The organism is Mycobacterium sp. shizuoka-1, assembly GCF_002723835.1.
In the GTDB taxonomy this organism is placed as follows: domain Bacteria; phylum Actinomycetota; class Actinomycetes; order Mycobacteriales; family Mycobacteriaceae; genus Mycobacterium.
The window spans coordinates 114,050-132,787 of sequence record NZ_BEWG01000095.1; the positions used below are offsets into that span (position 1 = coordinate 114,050).

General features: G+C 68.5%; 21 protein-coding genes. 12 read left to right on the forward strand and 9 right to left on the reverse strand.

All coding sequences use genetic code 11. The features are described from left to right. Positions 1-39: 39 nt before the first annotated feature. Positions 40-669 (forward strand): TetR/AcrR family transcriptional regulator, encoded by a 630-nt coding sequence (locus tag MSZK_RS24810; protein ID WP_099251218.1) that lies wholly within the window; start codon positions 40-42, stop codon positions 667-669. Positions 670-687: 18 nt separating this feature from the next. Beyond that, entirely contained in the window at positions 688-1,686 is a 999-nt protein-coding gene (locus MSZK_RS24815) for an SDR family NAD(P)-dependent oxidoreductase (RefSeq protein ID WP_099251185.1), read from the forward strand. Positions 1,687-1,740: 54 nt separating this feature from the next. On the opposite strand, the gene MSZK_RS24820 is transcribed toward MSZK_RS24815, so the two are convergent. After that, positions 1,741-2,475 (reverse strand): DUF429 domain-containing protein, encoded by a 735-nt coding sequence (locus tag MSZK_RS24820; protein WP_099251186.1) that lies wholly within the window; start codon positions 2,473-2,475, stop codon positions 1,741-1,743. A gap of 38 nt (positions 2,476-2,513) precedes the next feature. Between MSZK_RS24820 and purB the strand changes: the two genes are divergently transcribed. Further along, on the forward strand, positions 2,514-3,932 hold the full coding sequence (gene purB / locus MSZK_RS24825) for an adenylosuccinate lyase (RefSeq protein WP_099251187.1): 1,419 nt from the start codon (positions 2,514-2,516) through the stop codon (positions 3,930-3,932). Between the two features lie 63 nt (positions 3,933-3,995). Next, complete coding sequence (locus MSZK_RS24830) at positions 3,996-4,940, forward strand: tellurite resistance/C4-dicarboxylate transporter family protein (protein ID WP_099251188.1); 945 nt, start codon at positions 3,996-3,998, stop codon at positions 4,938-4,940. Here the strand turns inward: MSZK_RS24830 and MSZK_RS24835 are convergent. Continuing rightward, on the reverse strand, positions 4,908-5,729 hold the full coding sequence (locus MSZK_RS24835; protein ID WP_099251189.1) for a mycofactocin-coupled SDR family oxidoreductase: 822 nt from the start codon (positions 5,727-5,729) through the stop codon (positions 4,908-4,910). The two genes, MSZK_RS24830 and MSZK_RS24835, sit on opposite strands and share 33 nt — an antisense overlap. A 51-nt stretch (positions 5,730-5,780) precedes the next feature. Here MSZK_RS24835 and MSZK_RS24840 point away from each other — a divergent pair, with 51 nt between their 5' ends. Further along, complete coding sequence (locus MSZK_RS24840; protein ID WP_099251190.1) at positions 5,781-6,428, forward strand: TetR/AcrR family transcriptional regulator; 648 nt, start codon at positions 5,781-5,783, stop codon at positions 6,426-6,428. Positions 6,429-6,531: 103 nt separating this feature from the next. On the opposite strand, the gene MSZK_RS24845 is transcribed toward MSZK_RS24840, so the two are convergent. From MSZK_RS24845 to MSZK_RS24865, 5 genes are all read right to left on the reverse strand, one after another. Next, positions 6,532-8,094: a GMC family oxidoreductase gene (locus tag MSZK_RS24845; RefSeq protein ID WP_099251191.1), complete on the reverse strand. Its 1,563-nt coding sequence runs from the start codon at positions 8,092-8,094 to the stop codon at positions 6,532-6,534. Positions 8,095-8,132: 38 nt separating this feature from the next. Next, the gene (locus MSZK_RS24850; RefSeq protein WP_099251192.1) at positions 8,133-8,558 is read right to left on the reverse strand and encodes a hypothetical protein; all 426 of its coding nucleotides are present in this window, start codon (positions 8,556-8,558) and stop codon (positions 8,133-8,135) included. Then, a complete protein-coding gene (locus tag MSZK_RS24855) occupies positions 8,558-9,085 on the reverse strand; it encodes a hypothetical protein (protein WP_099251193.1) in 528 nt (175 codons plus the stop codon). Before MSZK_RS24855 ends, MSZK_RS24850 begins: the two co-directional genes overlap by 1 nt. Then, complete coding sequence (locus MSZK_RS24860; protein WP_099251194.1) at positions 9,082-10,437, reverse strand: SRPBCC family protein; 1,356 nt, start codon at positions 10,435-10,437, stop codon at positions 9,082-9,084. Before MSZK_RS24860 ends, MSZK_RS24855 begins: the two co-directional genes overlap by 4 nt. A 113-nt stretch (positions 10,438-10,550) precedes the next feature. Beyond that, positions 10,551-11,189, reverse strand: a complete 639-nt coding sequence (locus tag MSZK_RS24865; protein WP_099251195.1) for a hypothetical protein — start codon at positions 11,187-11,189, stop codon at positions 10,551-10,553. A gap of 51 nt (positions 11,190-11,240) precedes the next feature. Here MSZK_RS24865 and MSZK_RS24870 point away from each other — a divergent pair, with 51 nt between their 5' ends. The 4 genes from MSZK_RS24870 (at position 11,241) to MSZK_RS24885 (ending at position 15,524) form a co-directional block, all read left to right on the forward strand. Then, positions 11,241-12,134: a phosphoribosylaminoimidazolesuccinocarboxamide synthase gene (locus MSZK_RS24870; protein WP_099251196.1), complete on the forward strand. Its 894-nt coding sequence runs from the start codon at positions 11,241-11,243 to the stop codon at positions 12,132-12,134. After that, positions 12,131-14,251: a S9 family peptidase gene (locus MSZK_RS24875; RefSeq protein ID WP_199203472.1), complete on the forward strand. Its 2,121-nt coding sequence runs from the start codon at positions 12,131-12,133 to the stop codon at positions 14,249-14,251. The genes MSZK_RS24870 and MSZK_RS24875 overlap by 4 nt, the downstream gene beginning before the upstream one ends. Before the next feature lie 4 nt (positions 14,252-14,255). Then, positions 14,256-14,744, forward strand: coding sequence for a glutathione peroxidase (locus MSZK_RS24880; RefSeq protein WP_099251197.1), 489 nt, complete (start codon positions 14,256-14,258; stop codon positions 14,742-14,744). Between the two features lie 69 nt (positions 14,745-14,813). Continuing rightward, positions 14,814-15,524, forward strand: a complete 711-nt coding sequence (locus MSZK_RS24885; RefSeq protein ID WP_099251198.1) for a DUF2334 domain-containing protein — start codon at positions 14,814-14,816, stop codon at positions 15,522-15,524. Here MSZK_RS24885 and MSZK_RS24890 read toward each other — a convergent pair whose 3' ends face one another. Next, entirely contained in the window at positions 15,525-16,325 is an 801-nt protein-coding gene (locus MSZK_RS24890; RefSeq protein ID WP_099251199.1) for an SDR family oxidoreductase, read from the reverse strand. It abuts the gene before it with no gap. A 24-nt stretch (positions 16,326-16,349) separates the two neighbouring features. Further along, entirely contained in the window at positions 16,350-16,988 is a 639-nt protein-coding gene (locus MSZK_RS24895; RefSeq protein WP_099251200.1) for an MBL fold metallo-hydrolase, read from the reverse strand. On the opposite strand from MSZK_RS24895, the gene MSZK_RS24900 reads away from it, so the two are divergent. The 3 genes from MSZK_RS24900 to purQ are packed head-to-tail and all read left to right on the forward strand — an operon-like array spanning position 16,965 to position 18,637. After that, positions 16,965-17,678 (forward strand): ATPase, encoded by a 714-nt coding sequence (locus MSZK_RS24900; protein WP_199203473.1) that lies wholly within the window; start codon positions 16,965-16,967, stop codon positions 17,676-17,678. The genes MSZK_RS24895 and MSZK_RS24900 overlap by 24 nt on opposite strands. A 51-nt stretch (positions 17,679-17,729) precedes the next feature. After that, on the forward strand, positions 17,730-17,969 hold the full coding sequence (gene purS / locus MSZK_RS24905; RefSeq protein WP_099251202.1) for a phosphoribosylformylglycinamidine synthase subunit PurS: 240 nt from the start codon (positions 17,730-17,732) through the stop codon (positions 17,967-17,969). Continuing rightward, positions 17,966-18,637 carry a phosphoribosylformylglycinamidine synthase subunit PurQ gene (gene purQ / locus MSZK_RS24910; protein ID WP_099251203.1) on the forward strand — a complete coding sequence of 224 codons (672 nt, stop codon included), beginning with the start codon at positions 17,966-17,968 and terminating at the stop codon, positions 18,635-18,637. The genes purS and purQ overlap by 4 nt, the downstream gene beginning before the upstream one ends. Positions 18,638-18,738 lie beyond the last annotated feature (101 nt).

Sequence of the window (18,738 nt, forward strand, 5' to 3'; positions counted from 1 at the left end):
CGGTGAAAGGGCGATGTCCCGCCGGTGCTGCTGGCAGCATTGCTGAACGTGACGGCAGCGATGACCCCCAAAGGGGAACGACGACGGTATGCGCTGATCAGCGCCGCCGCCGAGCTGCTGCGCGAAGGCGGATTCGAGGCGGTGCGACATCGCGCGGTGGCACGCCGGGCCGGATTGCCGCTGGCATCGACCACCTACTACTTCTCTTCCCTCGACGATCTGGTGCACAAGGCCGTCGACTACAGCTGCGCTGTCGAGACCGCCCAGCTGCGGGCTCGCGTCGACGCCTTGCCGCGCCGGCGCCGCGGGGCGGAAGCGATCGCCGATGTGCTGGTCGACCTGCTCGTCGAGGATTCCGACGGCGAGGCGACCAGCGAAGAACTGATCTCCCGCTACGAGCGCTACATCGCCTGTGCCCGCCAGCCCGAACTGCGGGAGATCCAGCGCAGGCTGCAGCAGCAGCGGGTCGACGCCGTGCTGGAGGCCACCACGCGCTCGGGGCGCAATCTGCGGGTGGACCTGGTGACCGCGCTGGTCAACGCCGTCGACGGCGCGGTGGTTTCGGCACTCGTCAGCGACGGGGACAGCCCGCGGGAGCTGGCCAGGGCCACACTGATCGACGTGATCGACGTGTTGGCCCCGATCGACGAGCGCACCGTCCGGGTCTGAACGATTACGTTCGAGGGCATGGATCTCTCCGGGCTCGCCCGGCCGGCGGCGGAACTGCTCGATGGCGTGATGGACCGGGCGTTGATCGTCGGTTACACCAAAATCGGGTCGGGACTGCGACGGCGATGGTGGCCTGCCGACGCTGCGCCGCGGTCGCTGGTCGGCAAACGCGTGCTCATCACCGGTGCGACCGCCGGCATCGGACTGGCGATGGCGCAGTCCTTCGCCGGTTTGGGCGCGGGGGTGCACCTGCTGGGCCGTAACGAGGCCAAGGTGGAGCACGTCGCGGCGATGATCCGGGATGCGGTCGCCGACGCCCACGTGGTGGGGGAGGTGTGTGACGTCTCCGACCTCGACGCGGTGCGGGAGTGGACCGCCGACTTCGCCAACCGGGTGCCCGCCCTCAACGGGCTGGTGCACAACGCCGGGCTGATGCCGAAGGAGCGCCTGCTCACGCGTGAGGGTCACGAGGTGCAGCTGGCCACCCATGTCCTGGGCCCACACCTGATGACCGAGCGTCTGCTGCCGCTGTTGCGGGCGGCCGGCGGAGCGTCGGTGGTGTTCGTGTCCTCCGGAGGCATGTACGGCTCGCCGCTGGTGATCGACGATCTGGAGTCCCGGCGCGGCTACAACGGCGTCCGGGTCTACGCCCGCACCAAGCGGATGCAGGTGGTGCTGGCCGACTCATGGGCGCGCCGGCTGGCCGGCACCGACATCCGGGTGGAGAGCATGCACCCCGGCTGGGTGGACACCCCCGGCGTGGCCGAGTACCTGCCGCGTTTTCGCGCGGTCACCCGGCCGCTGCTGCGCGACGTGGCCGACGGCGCCGACACCGCCGTGTGGCTGGTGGCCACCCGGCCGGAGTCCACGCCGGGACACTTCTGGCATGACCGCAGCCAGCGTCCGACGACGTTCGGCTGGCAGCGCCACGAGAACCCGGTGAAGGTGCGGCGCCTCCTGGAACAGGTCAGCAGGCTGACCGGAACCCCGGAGGACTGGCCGGGCCTGCGCGCCTGAGCGTCGTGCGCCCAAACCAACACTTGGGCGCGAAAGTGCTCGTGCCGCACACCATTACGTCGATCTGGGGGTGGGTGTGACGATGCATCCGGTCGCCGGGTCGCCGTAGAGGGTGACGTCGCCCGGGCGCGCCGAGGCGAACAGCGCGACATAGGCGCACAGCACCGCGTCGATCGGGTCCTCGGCCCGTCGCAACTCGGCCTTGCGGGTGGCGGTGCGGACCGACTCGGCGAGTGCTCGCCAGCTCGGCTGCGCGCCGACGTGCAGCGCCGGAGCCGCGGACCGAAGATCCTCGATCAGGCCGACCAGACGCCGCAGTTCGGTCTGCAGATGGGCGAAATCGCGGCCCGGCTTGTGCTTGTACTTCAGCGTGCGCTCCAGCCCGAACAGCACCACGGCGGCCGCGTGCGGGAACACCTCCAGCGCTTTGCGGGGCGACGACGACCGCGGGTCGAGGTCCAGATCCAGCGCCCGGCACAGCCGGGCACCGCGGCCGCCGTCGGCGAACCAGGACAAACCGGTGTTGGCGGGGTAGGCGCCGGCTTCGAACCGGCGGAAGTCCCGGTTCAACAGGTTCTCGCCCGGGCGGGTACCGGTCGCGTTGACCACGACCAGCGGGGCGTCGATTGCCACCACGCAGGGTCCCGCCACGTAGGGCGCCACCTGGTCCAGGATGTCGGCGTCGTCGCCGGCCGCCGCGACGTGCCGCAGCGTGCCGGTGTCGTCGACGACGGCGACGCCGGTGGGGTTGCGCAGTCCCCACGCGAGATCGAGGCCGACGAAGTACACGCAGGCCAGCTTGCCCGACGACCGTAAGCTAATGCGTTGTGACGATCCCGAATGTCCTGGCCAACCGCTACGCCAGCGCCGACATGGTGGCGATCTGGTCGCCCGAGGCCAAGATCGTGGCCGAACGCCGGTTGTGGCTGGCCGTGCTGCGCGCGCAGAAGGAATTGGGCGTGTCGGTGCCCGACGGCGTCATCGAGGACTACGAGCGGGTGCTCGAGCAGGTGGACCTCGCCTCGATCGCCGCGCGGGAGCGGGTGACCCGCCACGACGTCAAGGCCCGCATCGAGGAATTCAACGCGCTGGCCGGTCACGAACACGTGCACAAGGGCATGACCAGCCGGGACCTCACCGAGAACGTCGAGCAGTTGCAGATCCGGCGATCGCTGCAACTCGTCCACGCCCACGGTGTGGCGGTCGTCGCGCGGCTCGCCGAGAGTGCGCTGCTCTACCGGGACCTGGTGATGGCCGGCCGCAGTCACAACGTCGCCGCCCAGGCCACCACGCTGGGTAAGCGCTTCGCGTCGGCCGCCGAGGAAACCCTGATCGCCTTGACCCGGGTCGCCGAGTTGATCGACCGTTACCCACTGCGCGGGATCAAGGGCCCGATGGGCACCGCCCAGGACATGCTGGACCTGTTCGACGGTGACGCCGACAAGCTCGCCGAACTGGAACGGCGGGTCGCCGAATTCCTGGGATTCAACGCGGTTTTCACCAGCGTCGGGCAGGTCTACCCGCGCTCGCTGGACCACGACGTGGTCTCGGCCCTGGTCCAGCTGGGTGCCGGTCCCTCGTCGTTCGCCCACACCGTGCGGCTGATGGCCGGCCACGAACTGGTCACCGAAGGTTTCGCGCCGGGACAGGTCGGCTCGTCGGCAATGCCGCACAAGATGAACACCCGCAGCTGCGAGCGCGTCAACGGGCTGCAGGTCGTGCTGCGCGGCTACGCGTCGATGGCCGCGGAACTGGCCGGCGCGCAATGGAACGAGGGCGATGTTTTCTGCTCGGTGGTGCGCCGGGTGGCACTGCCGGACGCGTTCTTCGCCATCGACGGGCAGATCGAGACCTTCCTGACCGTCCTCGACGAATTCGGGGCCTACCCCGCGGTGATCCAGCGTGAACTGGACCGCTATCTGCCGTTCCTGGCCACCACCAAGGTGCTGATCGCCGCGGTGCGCGCCGGGGTGGGCCGCGAGGCGGCGCACGAGGTCATCAAGGAGCATGCGGTGGCCGTGGCGCTGGCGATGCGCGAGCGAGGTGCCGAGCCCGATCTGCTGGACCGGCTGGCCGCCGACGAGCGACTGCCGCTGGACCGGGCGGCGCTCGACGCCGCGCTGGCCGACAAGCAGGCCTTTACCGGCGCGGCGGCCAGTCAGGTCGACCGGGTGATCGCCGCGGTGGACGAGCTGGTCAGCGCCTACCCGGATGCGGCCAAATACGCGCCCGGCGCGATCCTGTGACGCCGATGCCGTTGCGCCACATCGACGTCACCGATCTCGGCGCCGTCGCCGAACCGGCCTGACATGCGGCCGCCGCCGGACGTGTTCGCGGCGGTGATGGCGACCGGCATCGTCTCGATCGCGGCCGCCGACCACGGCTATCGCTGGATCAGTCTGGGGCTGGCCGTGATCGCCGCGTGCGCGCTGCCGGTGCTGGTGGTGGTGTGCGCGTTCGGGTGGCATCGATCGCCGCTGGACGTCCGCGACCCAGATGTGCTGCTGCGGATGTTCACCTACGTGGCGGCCTGCGCGGTGGTCGGCGCGCGGCTGGCCGAACACCGGATCGTGGTGTGGGTGCTGGCCGGGCTGGCGCTGCAGTTCTGGCTGACGCTGGCGCCGCTGGTGGTCCGGCGGATGTGGCGGATCGGATGGACCGGCCTACGCGACCGCGCCCACGGCGGGTGGGAATTGGCCAGCGTGGCGACTTCCGGGCTGGCGATTCTGGCCGCCGACGTGAGTTGGCTGTTCGGCGCGATGCTGTTCTGGGCGTTGGCAATTCTGATCTACGCCGTGATGACCGCCCTGATTCTGTGGCGCGCCGTCCACGAGCGGCTGGACCCCGGCGGCTTCGAACCGGACGGCTGGATCCTGATGGGCGCCCTGGCGATCGCCACCCTGGCCGGCGATCACATCCACCGGGTGTGGGCCGCCGGCGCCGTCGAGGCGATCACCCTGGTCACCTGGGTGCTGGCCACCCTGTGGATCCCGGTGCTGGTCTACGTCGGCATCCGGCGTGTCAATGCCGGGCCGGGCGCACTGCGATTCCGGGGTGTCTGGTGGGCAATGGTGTTCCCGCTGGGGATGTACTCGGCGGCGACGTTCGCGATGTCGCGCGAAACGGGGGCAGCGGCCTTGGTGACCGTGTCGCTGGTGTTCTTCTGGGTGGCGTTTGCCGCATGGGTCATCGTCGCCGTCGGTGCAGCCGCAAGCGCGCGGTCACATCACGGCGTGACCGGCATCGACTGGTAACGCGACGCCGGTGATGTAGCGGGCCTTCGGGCTCGCCAGGAAGACCACGACATTGGTGACGTCCTCGGCGTCGACGAAGGGAACCGGCAACAGATTGGCCGACAGCGCGGCACCGTTGGGGTTCTCCTGGAACGTCCGCAGCGTGTGGTCGTTGAGGATCATCGGCGTGCCGACGCCGCTGGGGTGCACCGTGTTGACCCGGATGCTGTGCTGGGCATAAGCATTGGCGGCCGAGCGCATCAACCCGACGACGCCGTGTTTGGCGGCGGCGTAGGCGAACATCGCCGCGCTGCCGTCGCCGCCCTTGCCGACCAGGCCTTGCGCCGAGCTGGTCAGGATGACCGAGCCGCCGCGTCCCTTCCGGATCATCGAGGGCACGGTCGCCACGATGGTGTGCCAGACGCCGTTGAGGTTGGTCTCGACGATGTCGCGGTACACCTGCTCGTCGAGCGGATCCTTGAGGCCGATCGCCACCACTCCGGCATTGGCCACGACGATGTCGATGTCGCCGAGCTCGTCCACGCCGCGCTGCACGCCGGCCTGCAGCGCGCCGAGGTCGCGGACGTCGGCGATCACCGGAACCACCCGCCTGCCGTGGGCCTCGACCAGCCGGACGGTCTCGTCGAGATCCTCCTTGGTGGCCAGCGGATAGGGGATCGAGTCGACATCGGCGCAGCGGTCCACGGCGATGATGTCGGCGCCCTCGGCGGCCAGCGCCACGGCGTGGCTTCTGCCCTGCCCGCGGGCGGCGCCGGTGATCACTGCCACGGTATCGGTGAGCTCTGCCACGACGCGGACTCTAACCGATCGGGTCGCGACTGTGAGAAGCTTCCAGCAGCCATGGCGAAACCCAAAGGTGCAGCGTCGGTCAGCTCCTCGTTTCTCGGCCGGCCGGTCGGCGCCAACAGCGAACAGACGAGGCAGCGGATTCTCGAGGCGACCATGCGCTGCGTCGCGGCGGTCGGGTATTCGAGGACGACGATCCGGGAGATCGCCCGCGAGGCGAACATGACCAGCGGCAGCCTCTACCACTACTTTCCGAACAAGGCCGAGTTGGTGAAGGCCACCTTCGACGAGGTCGCCACGATCGCCGTGCCCAGGCTCGAGCAGGCGGCCGACCGCAACCTCACCACCGTCGACAGGCTGATGGCCGTGCTCGACGAGAGCGTGCAGGTGATGCGGGACTACCCGCTGGCGGTCGCGTTCGACCGAGCCATCCGGGCCGAAAGCCCACAGCATCTGCAGCTGGCCGAGACCAGCGACACCCGCTTCGTCGCGTTGCGCAACCTGATTCGCGACATCCTCGCCCAGGGGGCCGATACCGGCGAGCTCGGCCGCGGGGTGGACGTGGCGAGCGCGGCCGATGCCGTCTATCTGGTATTCCGGGGCCTCAACGAATATGCCGCCGGCGCACCGCCATCGCAGGAGTATCTCGCGACCGTGGCCGCGCTCAAAGCGCTGCTGCGCGGCCAGCTGTTCACCGCGTGAGGTAAAGCAGCCGGGCGTTCGCCTGCGGCAGCACCTCGGTGATGCGGCCGATGCCGCTGTCCCGGAAGCAAACAACGGAAGCCGGGGATCCCGCCGAAGGCGCTCACCGGCCGGAGAGGATGAAATCGGCACACCGCTCGCCGACCATGATGGCCGGAGCGTTGGTGTTGGCCCGGGGAATGCACGGGAACACCGACGCGTCGGCGACCCGCAGACCGCAGACCCCGCGGACGTTCAGCTTCTCGTCCAAGACGCTGTCGGCGTCGGCGCCCATGGCTGCCGAGCAGGCGGGATGGCCGGTGGTCGCCACCGAACTGCGCACCCACGCAGCTATCTCGTCGTCGGTGAAGACCCCGGGGCCGGGGTGCAGTTCTGCGGTGGTGACCGACGCGAACGGTTCGGCGGCGACGATCTCCCGGGTGCGCCGGACCACCCGGACGAAGGCCCGCACGTCGTCGGGATCGGCCAGGGTGTTGAGCCGGATCTCCGGTGCCTCACGGGGATCCGCGGATCGCGCCAGCACGGTGCCGCGGCTCTTCGGTGTCCAGTAGGACTGCAGCACCGACGAGGCGCGCCGCAGTTCGCGCTCCATCGCCACCAGATTCACGTAGCTGGGGGAGTGGATCAGCTGGAAGTCCGGCGCCGGCAGGCCCGGATCCGATCGGATGTGGGCCAGCGCCTCCATGGCATTGCTGGTCATCTTCCCGGACCGGCGAAACAGCCAGCGCACCAACCACTGTGGCTTCTGGGCGTCCGAGAGGCCGACGAACTCGGGACGGACATCCCAGCTCATGGCCGTCGCGGGATGGTCGGTGAGATTGGTTCCGACCCGGGGGCTGTCGACCACCGGCGTGATGCCCACCGAGCGGAGATGGTCGGGTGCGCCGACGCCGGACAGCTGCAACAGCTGCGGTGTGCCGTATGCGCCCGCGGACAGGATGACGTCGCGGTTCGCTCCGGCACGCAGCAGGCGGCCCTTGCGTTCGTATTCCACACCGACCGCGCGCCCCTCGCGGATCACCACCCGGTGCACCAGGGCACCCGTCACCACGGTGAAGTTCGAATGTCGCCGTGCCCCAGGCAGATAAGCCCGCGAGGTATTCCAGCGCTGGCCCTTCCAGATCGTCACCGGGGCGATCGAGGTGCCGTCGAGATCCGGCCCGCCGAGGTCCTCATTGGTCGAGACACCTGCGGCGCGGGCGGCTGCCACCCACCGCGTCGACGTCACGTCGGGCTCCGGCAGCCGGGTCACCCGCATCGGGCCGGCACTGCCGTGAGCCGGGCCGCCGAGGTAGTGCGACTCGATCCGGCGGAACACCGGCTCGACATCGGACCAGTCCCACCCCGGTAGGTGCCACCCGTCATAGTCGAGCTGGGTGCCCCGCACCCAGACCATCGCGTTCATCGAGCTGGTGCCGCCGAGCACCCGGCCGCGGGGTTGCGGGATGACCCGGCCGTCACAGGCGGGTTCGGGTTCGGAGTGCAGGTCCCAGTCGGTGGGCCCGCCCATCTGTGCGGCGAAGGCCAGCGGTGCCCGCACCGTCAGCCGCCGGTCGGAACCGCCGGCTTCGAGCAGAAGGACGCTGCCCGGTCCGGCGGCCAGCCGTCCGGCCAGCGCACAGCCCGCCGAACCGGCGCCGATCACGATGTAGTCGTAGTCAGCCACGGTTGTGGACTGTACTTCGCGAGCGGTCCGCCGATCCGTCAGATCTCGACGCCGCGGTAGCTCGCCAGCATGTCGGGATCGGGCAGCGCCATCTGCAGGTACACGTCGATGCGGGTGATCTTGCCGGCTGCGTCGAACTCGTAGACCGACACCGAGTTCACCGAGTTGCTGAAATCTCCTATCCTGCTTCGCTCTTCGAGCTCGAGAAACACCACATCACCTGCTTCGGTGACCCGCTTGAACTCCGACTCCCACTCCGACGACGTCGCCCAGTTGGTCAGGAAGGCGACGTATTCGTCCCAGTTCATCACCTCTTTGAAGTTGCCGACCCGCACGAAGTTCGCGGTGTCGATCAGTTCGGCCAATGGCGCCCAACGTTCGGCGGTGAAGCCGGGTTGCTTGGCCTCGTCGACCAAGCGCTTCATCAGCCGGCTGTAGTCCAGAACCGTCTCGGCCGGCGTCATCAGACGGCCAGCCCTTCCTCGGCAAGGCGGCGTTCCAAGGCGTCGGTGTATTCATGGGTGCCGTGGAACGGTCCGTGCACCCCGATCGCGACGTCCAGGAAGTCGCTGTACTCACTGTTGACGTGGGTCTCCCAGCGGATCACCTCGCCGTCGTCGTTGGTGTCGACGAAACTGTAGGAATAGAAGCCCATTACGGTGCCGGAGGCCTTGTCGGTACCCTGCCAGCGGGTCTTCATCACGAAGCCGTTGTCGGCAGGCCAGTGCCGGAAATCGACCGGCTTCCAGTCCGGGAACCGCAGCGAATAGACCTTGGCCTCCATCGTCGAGGCACGGGCGGACTCCTCCGGGAACTCGCTGAGCTTGAAGGCCTCGTCGCCGGTGAAGTACGGCGAGGCGTACATGCAGTCGGGATGGAACGTCCATACCTCGACGAACTTCTCCCCATCCTGGACGCCCTGACGCAGGTAGGCCTCGCCGTATGCGTGGGCCATCCGGGTGTGCAAAGCGATGCGGTCGTCGAGGTTCACCGGGCTGCCCCGGTGGCCATCCAGCGGTCCAGGGTGTCGTGGAACTTGGCGACGACGACTTCCTCTTTCACCAGCATCAGGTGATCGAGGCTCTGGTTGCGCAACCCTGCCTGCTGGCGTTGCATCTGTTCGTAATCCTGTTGCAGCGCTTCGAAATACTTGTAGCTGCCCGGTTCGTCGACCTCGGTCAGGTCGACGGTGAAGGCCTCGGCCATGTCGGGAGGCAGGTACATGTAGCTCGCGACCTGCCAGATGCACCGGTTGGGGTCCCCGTCCGGGTGCGGCCTGGCCAGGATCACGTGGCACTCGCCTGCCCGGATGGTCATCATGAAATTCGGGAACAGGAACCAGCCGTGATTGTCGCTCATCTGTGCGTCGGTCAGACCGCGGACGTCCAGGCCGATCTCGGTCAGGTGCGCGCGGGTCGCCTGCTGCAGCAGCGTGCGTGCGGTGACCCCCGCGGGGAACGCGATCGAACCGTCGTCGGCGGTGTACTCCTTGACCAGCTCGCAGAACCGCGGGATCACCGCGACCGTGCCTGGGAAGGTCTCGGGTAGTGCCAGAGTGCCCTCGACCTGCTTCTCGGGCGTGGCGCCCGAGACCTCGAACGGGGCCATGGCGATGGTGTGATTCTCGAAGAATTTGTAGCGCGTGGTCTCCGGCGCAATGTTGAGCACGGCCAGAAGCTGGGGGTGCACTCCGTTGACGTGGTAGCCCTCGTTGAAGGCGTCCATCACGACTTTCCAGTTGCAGTCCAAGGCCTCTCGCACATTCATCACCGTCGACATCCGGTCGAGGTGATAGGGCTCCAGGGTGGCCATCGCCTCGTCGCCGAGCCATTGCGCCAGCGGCACGGCACCCGGATCGGGGTTGAGGAAGACGAACCCGCCGAAACTCTCCACCGGCACGGCGATCAGCGCGTGGGCGTTCTTGTCGAACCCGCCCGCGCTGTCCTCGCGCAGCAGTCCCTTCAGCCGGCCGTCCAGGTCGTAGGACCATAGGTGGTACTGGCACAGGAAACCGCGCTTGGCGTTGCCGGTGCGGCCCTGGCAGAGGGCGTTGCCGCGATGGCGGCAGGCGTTGACGAAGCCGCGCAGCTTCTCGTCCTTGCCGCGCACGATCAGGAAGGACTGGTCGTAGATCTGGTACTGCAGCCAGTCGCCGACCTTGGGTAGATCGTCGACGCGGCCGGCGACCTGCCACGTCTTGAGCCAGATGGCGTCTCGTTCGCGGTCGGCGTACTCCCGCGACCGGTAACGGTCGGCGGAGATCTCCGAGGCGAAGGCGCCCGCCAGCTCGTCGAGGCCCGGCGCGTGGTCGACCCACTGCCCGGGGAGTGCGGTGGACGTCATCGAACCTCCTGGTGGGGCGCGGCGGCGGAATTAATTAATCAATTGATTGATTACTGTGCGCCGCCGCGCCCACACTGTCAAGGTGTGGCTTGGTGTCGAACGCTCAGCGCACGTCAGCGCGCCGGCGACCGCCACGAGCGCGGGACGGCGACGCCTGCCGAGCGCAGTTCGAGCGCGGCCAGCCCGCGGATCGCATACGGGTCCTCGCGCCGCCAGGCGCCGACCGGGTCGAAGCTGACCTCGGTGAGCCGGCGCAGGGGCCGGTTGGCCAGGGCCCGCAGCGCCAGCAGTTGCTCCCCGGCCGGGGTCTTGGCCAGCATGATCACCGTCCACTTGCGGCGGAAGAACCGGATCCGCAAAAACAGCCACGGCATGGCGATCGCCAGGATCGGTGGTGCCGCCACCGCGATGGCCAGCAGGACGGCCAGCCATGAGGCCGTGGTGTCGAGGTTGTGCCCGGCACCGGCCAGGTCGAGCGCGGCCTCGCTGGCCGCCCGTAGCGGCTTGGAGACGGTGTCGCCGACCAGCGGGATTTTGTGCGCGCTGTCGCCCGCGGAGTTAAGGTTGTCGGAGATACCGGTGGCACCGTCCTTGACCTGGCGACCGACCTCGGCGATCGACGCAACCGCGGCGTGCACGCCCAGCCCGACGAGCACCCACACGGTGATCCACGACGCGACCAGCAGGTCGCTGACCAACTGCACGAGCAACCGGGCTGGAGTGGTGGCATAAGGCAGGAACCGCGATCGCATGGCTCGATCCCAGCACAGTCGCGTCCCAACAGCGGCCGTTAGGCTGACGCGATGCGCCCTGCTCTGAGCGACTATCCCCATCTGGCCAGCGGGAAGGTTCGCGAGATCTATGCCGTCGACGACGAGCACCTGTTGTTCGTCGCCAGCGACCGGATCTCGGCCTACGACTACATCCTGGACAGCCTCATTCCGGACAAGGGTCGCATCCTCACCGCGATGAGCGTGTTCTTCTTCGACCTCATCGACGCCCCCAACCATCTGGCCGGACCGCCCGACGACCCCCGCATCCCCGACGAGGTACTCGGCCGCGCACTGGTGGTGCGCCGGCTGGAGATGGTCCCCGTCGAGTGCGTGGCCCGCGGCTACCTGACCGGCTCGGGCCTGCTGGACTACCAGCGCACCGGTCAGGTCTGCGGGATCACGCTGCCGCCGGGCCTGGTCGAGGCCAGCAAGTTCGACACCCCGCTGTTCACCCCGGCCACCAAGGCCGAACTGGGTGACCACGACGAGAACATCTCGTTCGAGAAGACCATCGACCTGGTCGGCGCGGTGCGTGCCAATCAGTTGCGGGAACGCACCCTGCAGATCTATCTGCAGGCCGCTGACCACGCCTTGGCGAAGGGCATCATCATCGCCGACACCAAGTTCGAGTTCGGTGTGGACGCCGACGACCGGGTGGTGCTGGCCGACGAGGTGTTCACCCCGGACTCGTCCCGGTACTGGCCGGCCGATACCTACCAGCAGGGCGTGGTGCAGCCCAGCTTCGACAAACAATTCGTCCGCAACTGGCTCACCGGGCCCGAATCCGGTTGGGATCGCAATGGTTCCAGCCCGCCACCGGCATTGCCCGACGACATCGTCGAAGCCACCCGCGCCCGCTACATCGAAGCCTACGAACGCATCTCGGGACTGTCGTTCGCCGACTGGATCGGAGCACCAGCGTGATCGCCCCTGCGCCCAAGCGGGTCGAGACCCAGCGCGAGTACCACGGCGATGTCTTCGTCGACCCCTACGAGTGGTTGCGGGAGAAATCCGACCCCGAGGTCATCGCCCACCTCGAAGCCGAGAATGCCTACGCCGACCAGGCGACCGCTTACCTGGAGCCGTTGCGGCAGAAGATCTTCGACGAGATCAAGGCCCGCACCAAGGAAACCGACATGTCGGTGCCGACCCGGCGCGGTGACTGGTGGTACTACGGGCGCAGCTTCGAAGGCAAGCAGTACGGAGCGCACTGCCGCTGCCCGATCGCCGGGCCCGACGACTGGGAGCCCCCGGTCTTCGACGAGAACACCGAGGTCCCCGGCGAGCAGGTGCTGCTGGACGAGAACACCGAAGCCGACGGCCACGACTTCTTCGCACTCGGCGCCAGCAGCGTGAGCCTCGACGGGAATCTGCTCGCCTTCTCGGTCGACACTGTCGGCGACGAGCGGTACACCCTGCGGTTCAAGGACTTACGCACCGGTGAGCTCTACCCAGACGAGATCGCCGGCATCGCCTCGGGCGTGACCTGGGCGGCCGACAACGCCACGGTGTACTACACGACTGTCGACGAGGCCTGGCGCCCGGACACCGTGTGGCGGCACCGGCTTGGCTCGGCCCAGCCCGACGAGCAGGTCTTCCACGAGCCCGACGAACGGTTCTGGATCGGGATGGGCCGCACCCGCAGCAACAAATACCTGATCATCGCGGCGGGTTCGGCCATCACCTCGCAAGTGTGGTACGGCGACGCCGCCGACCCGGACACCGAATTCACCAGCGTGCTGCCCCGTCGCGACGGCGTCGAGTATTCGGTGGAGCACGCGGTCATCGGCGGCCAGGACAAGTTCCTCATCCTGCACAACGACGGCGCGGTCAACTTCACCCTCGTCGAAGCGCCGGTGGCCAACCCAGAAGACCAGCGCACCCTGATCGCCGCGCGTGACGACGTGCGCCTGGACGGCGTCGACGCCTTCGCCGACCACCTGGTGGTCAGCTACCGCCGTGAGGCGCTGCCGCGAATCCAGCTGTGGCCCATCGACGCCGACGGCTACGGCACCGCCGAAGAGATCACCTTCGACACCGAGCTCACCTCGGCCGGGATGGCAGGCAACCCCAACTGGTCGACCCCCAAGCTGCGGGTGGGCACCACCTCGTTCGTCACCCCGCTGCGCATCTACGACCTCGACCTGGCCACCGGCGAGCGCACGCTGCTGCGCGAGCAGCCCGTGCTGGGCGGATACCGTCGCGAGGATTACGTCGAGCGCCGGGACTGGGCCGTCGCCGAAGACGGCACCCGCGTCCCGATCTCGGTCATCCACCGGGCGGATGTCGAATTCCCCGCCCCGACAGTGCTCTACGGCTACGGTGCCTACGAGTCGTCCGAGGATCCCCGCTTTTCGGTGGCGCGGCTGTCGCTGCTCGACCGGGGAATGGTGTTCGCGATCGCCCACATCCGCGGCGGCGGAGAGATGGGACGAGTCTGGTACGAGCGCGGCAAGCTGTTGGAGAAGCGCAACACGTTCACCGACTTCATCTCGGTGGCACAGCATCTCGTCGACACCGGACTGACCCGGCCGAGCAACCTGGTCGCACTCGGCGGCAGCGCCGGCGGTCTGTTGATGGGGGCGGTCGCCAACCTGGCGCCGCACCTGTTCGCCGGGATCCTCGCACAGGTGCCGTTCGTGGACCCGCTCACCACGATCCTGGACCCTTCGCTGCCGTTGACGGTGACGGAGTGGGACGAGTGGGGAAACCCGTTGGAAAACAAGGACGTCTACTTCTACATGAAGTCGTACTCGCCGTACGAGAACGTCGAGGCCAAGGACTATCCGGCGATCCTGGCGATGACATCGCTCAACGACACCCGGGTGCTCTACGTCGAGCCGGCGAAGTGGGTTGCCGCGCTGCGGCACACCAAGACCGACGAGCATCCGGTGCTGCTGAAAACCCAGATGGCCGCGGGCCACGGCGGGATCAGCGGCCGGTACGAGCGGTGGAAGGAGGCCGCGTTCCAGTATTCCTGGCTGCTGGCCACCGCCGACTCCGAGCACTACGGGCGCGACGCCGGACCTGTTAACGTCTGAGCGCATGAGTCTGACCGACATTCCGCTCACCACCCTCGCCGGCGCGCCCACCTCGCTGGCCGAGTACGCCGACCGTGCGGTACTTCTGGTCAACGTCGCCTCCAAGTGCGGCCTCACCCCGCAATACGAGGCCATGGAGAAGGTGGCCCGCGAGTACGCCGACCGTGGGCTGACCGTGATCGGCGTGCCGTGCAACCAGTTCATGGGCCAGGAACCGGGAACGCCGGAGGAGATCGCGACCTTCTGCTCGACCACCTATGGCGTGACGTTCCCGCTGCTGGCCAAGATCGACGTCAACGGCCCGGACCGCCATCCGCTGTATGCCGAGCTGACCGGCTTCGCCGACGGCGACGGCAAGGCCGGCGACATCCAGTGGAACTTCGAGAAGTTCCTGATCGCGCCGGGTGGCGAGGTGGTCAACCGGTTCCGGCCGCAGACCGAGCCCGACGCCCCCGAAGTGCTCGCCGCGATCGAGGCGGTTCTGCCGGGCTGAACCCGGATGGACGCCTGACATCTTGCTGGCAGACACCGCCCGGACACCTGGAATTGCCAGACTGCGAGCGTGACTGGACAACTCATCGTGTCGGTGTCCGGGATCAACGCCCGGACTCTAGGCGCCGTCGACGAGTTCTGCGACACCCTCGATGCGCGCGCGGTTCCGCTGTCGCTGCTCGTCGCACCCCGGCAAAAGGACGGCTACCGGCTGGACGCCGACCCGCGCACGGTCGAGTGGCTGGCCGGCCGGCGCCGCGGTGGAGACGCGGTGGTGTTGCACGGATTCGACGCGGCCGTCACCAAGAAACGCCGAGGTGAGTTCGCGAGCCTGCCCGCCCACGAGGCGAACCTGCGGCTGATGGGTGCCGACCGGGTGCTCGAACATGTCGGGCTGCGGACCCGGTTGTTCGCCGCCCCAGGCTGGACGGTGTCCGCGGGTACCGCTTTTGCGCTGCCGCGCAACGGCTTCCGGCTACTCGCCGATCTGCACGGGGTCACCGACCTGGTGTCCGGTGCGAGCGTGCGGGCACGGGTGCTCGGTATCGGCGAGGGGTTCGTCACCGAACCGTGGTGGTGCCGCACCCTGGTACTGGCCGCGGAGCGCACCGCGCGGCGCGGCGGAATCGTCCGGTTGTCGGTCACCGCGCGGCAATTGGGCAAAGTGGGACCCCGGCAGGCCATGTACGACGCCATCGAGCTGGCCCTCATGCACGGCTGCGTGCCTTCGGTGTACCGCTGGGGGTCCGACCCGGCGGCCACCGCGCCGTCGGCGGCCTAGCTAACGGCTCGAACCGCTGGCCGTCGTGGCCATCCCGCCGTCCACCGGGATGATCGCCCCGTTCACGTAGGCGCCCGCCCGGCTGGCCAAGAAGATCGCGATGCCGGCCATGTCGTCGTCACGACCGATCCGCCGCATCGGCGACGCGGCCGCGATGGCCTCGCCGAAGGCGTCCAGGGTGGCCGCCATCATCTTCGACTGGAACGGGCCCGGTGCGACGGCGTTCACCGTGACATGCTGCGGCCCAAGTTCTTTGGCCAGCACCCGGGTCAGCTGGTGCAAGGCTGCCTTACTGGCCGAGTAGGAGTAGGTGTTCATCACCGGGACGTGGATCCCGTCGATGCTGCCGATGTTGATCACCCGCGCCGGGTCGTCCTGGGTCCCGGCCTTGCGCAACGCGCCCGCCAGTTCCTGCACCATCCAGAACGGTGACTTCACGTTCAGGTCCAGCACCTTGTCCCACGCCGAGGCCGGAAACGTCTCCAGAGGTTCGCCCCATGTCGCGCCGGCGTTGTTGACCAGGATGTCGAGTTCGTCGGTGTCGGCAAGGACCGCGGCGGCCAGCCGTTTGCACTCGTCCTGGCGGGACAGATCAGCCGGGACGGCACGGACCGTGCCGAACTCCGAGAGCAGCTCGACGGCCTGTTCGCACTTGTCGGCCTTGCGGGAACTGATGATGACACTGGCACCCGCCTGCAGCAGACCGCGGGCGATCATCACCCCGATACCGCTGCTGCCACCGGTGACCAAGGCGGTCTTGCCGGACAGCCCGAACAGTCTGGTCAGGTCAGCTTCGCTCATCAAAATCCTTCGCAGCAACAGGTTTCAGAACCGGACCGAGCTCTCCTCGGGAAGGACCCGGAAGTCGGTATCGGTCATCTCGGTGAGCCGACCGTAGTAGATTCCGCGGGCCTCCGGGGCAACTATGCCCTGATGGATCGGGACGGCGTGCGCCGGTGCCACCGCCCGCAGATAGTCGACCGCCTCGGAGATCTTCATCCACGGCGCGGCCGCGGGAGCTGCCAGCACGTCCACCGGTTCGCCCGGCACGAACAAGGCGTCCCCGGGATGCATCAGCCGGGCCGGATGCTCGGCGTCGCCGACGAGGTAGGAGATGTTGTCGATCACCGGGATCTCCGGGTGGATGACGGCGTGCCGGCCGCCGACCCCGCGGATGGTCAGGCCCGCGACGTTCACTTCGTCGCCGACATGCACCGCGCGCCAGGGTTCGCCGAGTTCGGCGGCCGTCGCCGGATCGGCGTACAACAACGCGTTCGGGTTGGCCTCGACGAGCGCGGGCAGCCGCTCCCGGTCGGCGTGGTCGGGGTGCTGGTGGGTGATCAGGATCGCCGACAGACCCGCCACGCCTTCGAAGCCGTGCGAGAAGTTTCCCGGGTCGAACAACAGGGTGGCGCCGTCGAACTCGGCGAGAAGACATGAATGCCCGAAATGCGTGAGTTCCATGCTTACGATTGTGCGCGCATGGGGAGGCGCAGAATCGTGCGGTGGGTGGTCGCGGTAATGCTGGTGGCCTGCGGGCTCGCTGTCGCGCCGCCCGCTGCCGCCGAGCCGCAGACCTGCCCGCCCACCTGTGACCGCATCCCCGACGCGGCCTGGATCGCACCGTGGGCGATGCCGCTCAACGCCCGCTACACCTGGCCGCGGCTGGCCGGCGTGGCGGTGACCGCCACCGCCCCGCGGTTTCGATTCGAAGAGCTGTGCGGCACGCCGCCGGTGGCACAGGACCCGCGCGCCTACGCCGTCGCCGAGCGGGCCTCGGTGGTCAATCCCGATGGCCAGTGGCAGCTGCAAGCGACCGTGCTGCACTGGCGCGGTGAGACCTGGCGGGGCGGCCAGCTCGCCGACGACGTCTTCCACCGGGCGGTGGCCGCACTGCGGTCCTGCCAGCGCGGCAACCCGTCCGCGTCGCCCTCGCTGACCACGGTCGAGGCCGACCGGATGGCCGCGGTGGTCAGCGGCCCGGTGATCCTGCACCAGTACCTGGTGGCCAGCCCGGCCAACAGCACCGTGACCGAACTCGCCCTGTGGTCCACCGCGCCGCCGCTGACCGCGTGGCCGGCCACCGACGACGCGACCGTGCTCGATGCGCTCGGCGCGCCGCTGTGCACCGCCTACATCGGGTCCTGCCCGTGAGCCGCCGGTAGAGTTAGACCGCAACATTCCCCGACGTCAGCAGGAGAGCCCGTGGCCCGTGTAGTGGTCAACGTGATGCCCAAAGCCGAGATTCTCGACCCTCAGGGCCAGGCCATTGTCGGCGCACTGGGCCGGCTGGGACACGCCGGCATCTCAGATGTCCGTCAGGGCAAGCGATTCGAACTCGAAGTCGACGATTCGGTCAGCGAGTCCGAGCTCGCCGAAATCGCCGAGTCGCTGCTGGCCAACACCGTGATCGAGGACTGGTCGATCACCCGGGAGCACGAGTGAGCGCGCGGATCGGCGTCATCACCTTCCCCGGCACCCTCGACGATGTGGACGCCGCCCGGGCGGTGCGCCTGGCCGGCGGCGAGGCCGTCAGCCTCTGGCACGGTGACGCCGACCTCAAGGGTGTCGACGCGGTGGTGGTACCCGGCGGGTTCTCCTACGGCGACTACCTACGCTGCGGCGCGATCGCGAAGTTCGCGCCGGTGATGGGCCAGGTCATCGCCGCAGCCGAGGGCGGGATGCCGGTGCTCGGCATCTGCAACGGCTTCCAGGTGCTCTGCGAGGCGGGGCTGCTGCCCGGCGCGCTGACCCGCAATGCCGGCCTGCACTTCATCTGCCGCGACGTGTGGCTGAAAGTCGATTCGATCACCAGCGCCTGGTCGTCGCGCTACGAGTGGGGCGCCGAACTGTTGGTGCCGCTGAAGTCGGGGGAGGGCCGCTACGTGGCCAGCGACGCCGTGCTCGACGAACTCGAGGGCGAGGGCCGGGTGGTGTTCCGCTACGCCGACAACCCCAACGGGTCGATGCGCGACATCGCGGGAATCAGCTCCGCCAACGGGCGGGTCGTCGGCCTGATGCCGCACCCCGAGCACGCCACCGAAGCGTTGACCGGCCCGTCCGACGACGGGCTGGGCCTGTTCTTGTCCGCCCTCGACCTGGTCCTGACATAGATTTCGGCGCGAAAACCGCCGCTGGGCGAACTGTTCTGTTCGGGGACATCGCTGACAGTGGTATGTCTCGGGACATCGCTGACACCTGAGTAGGGCTGGGA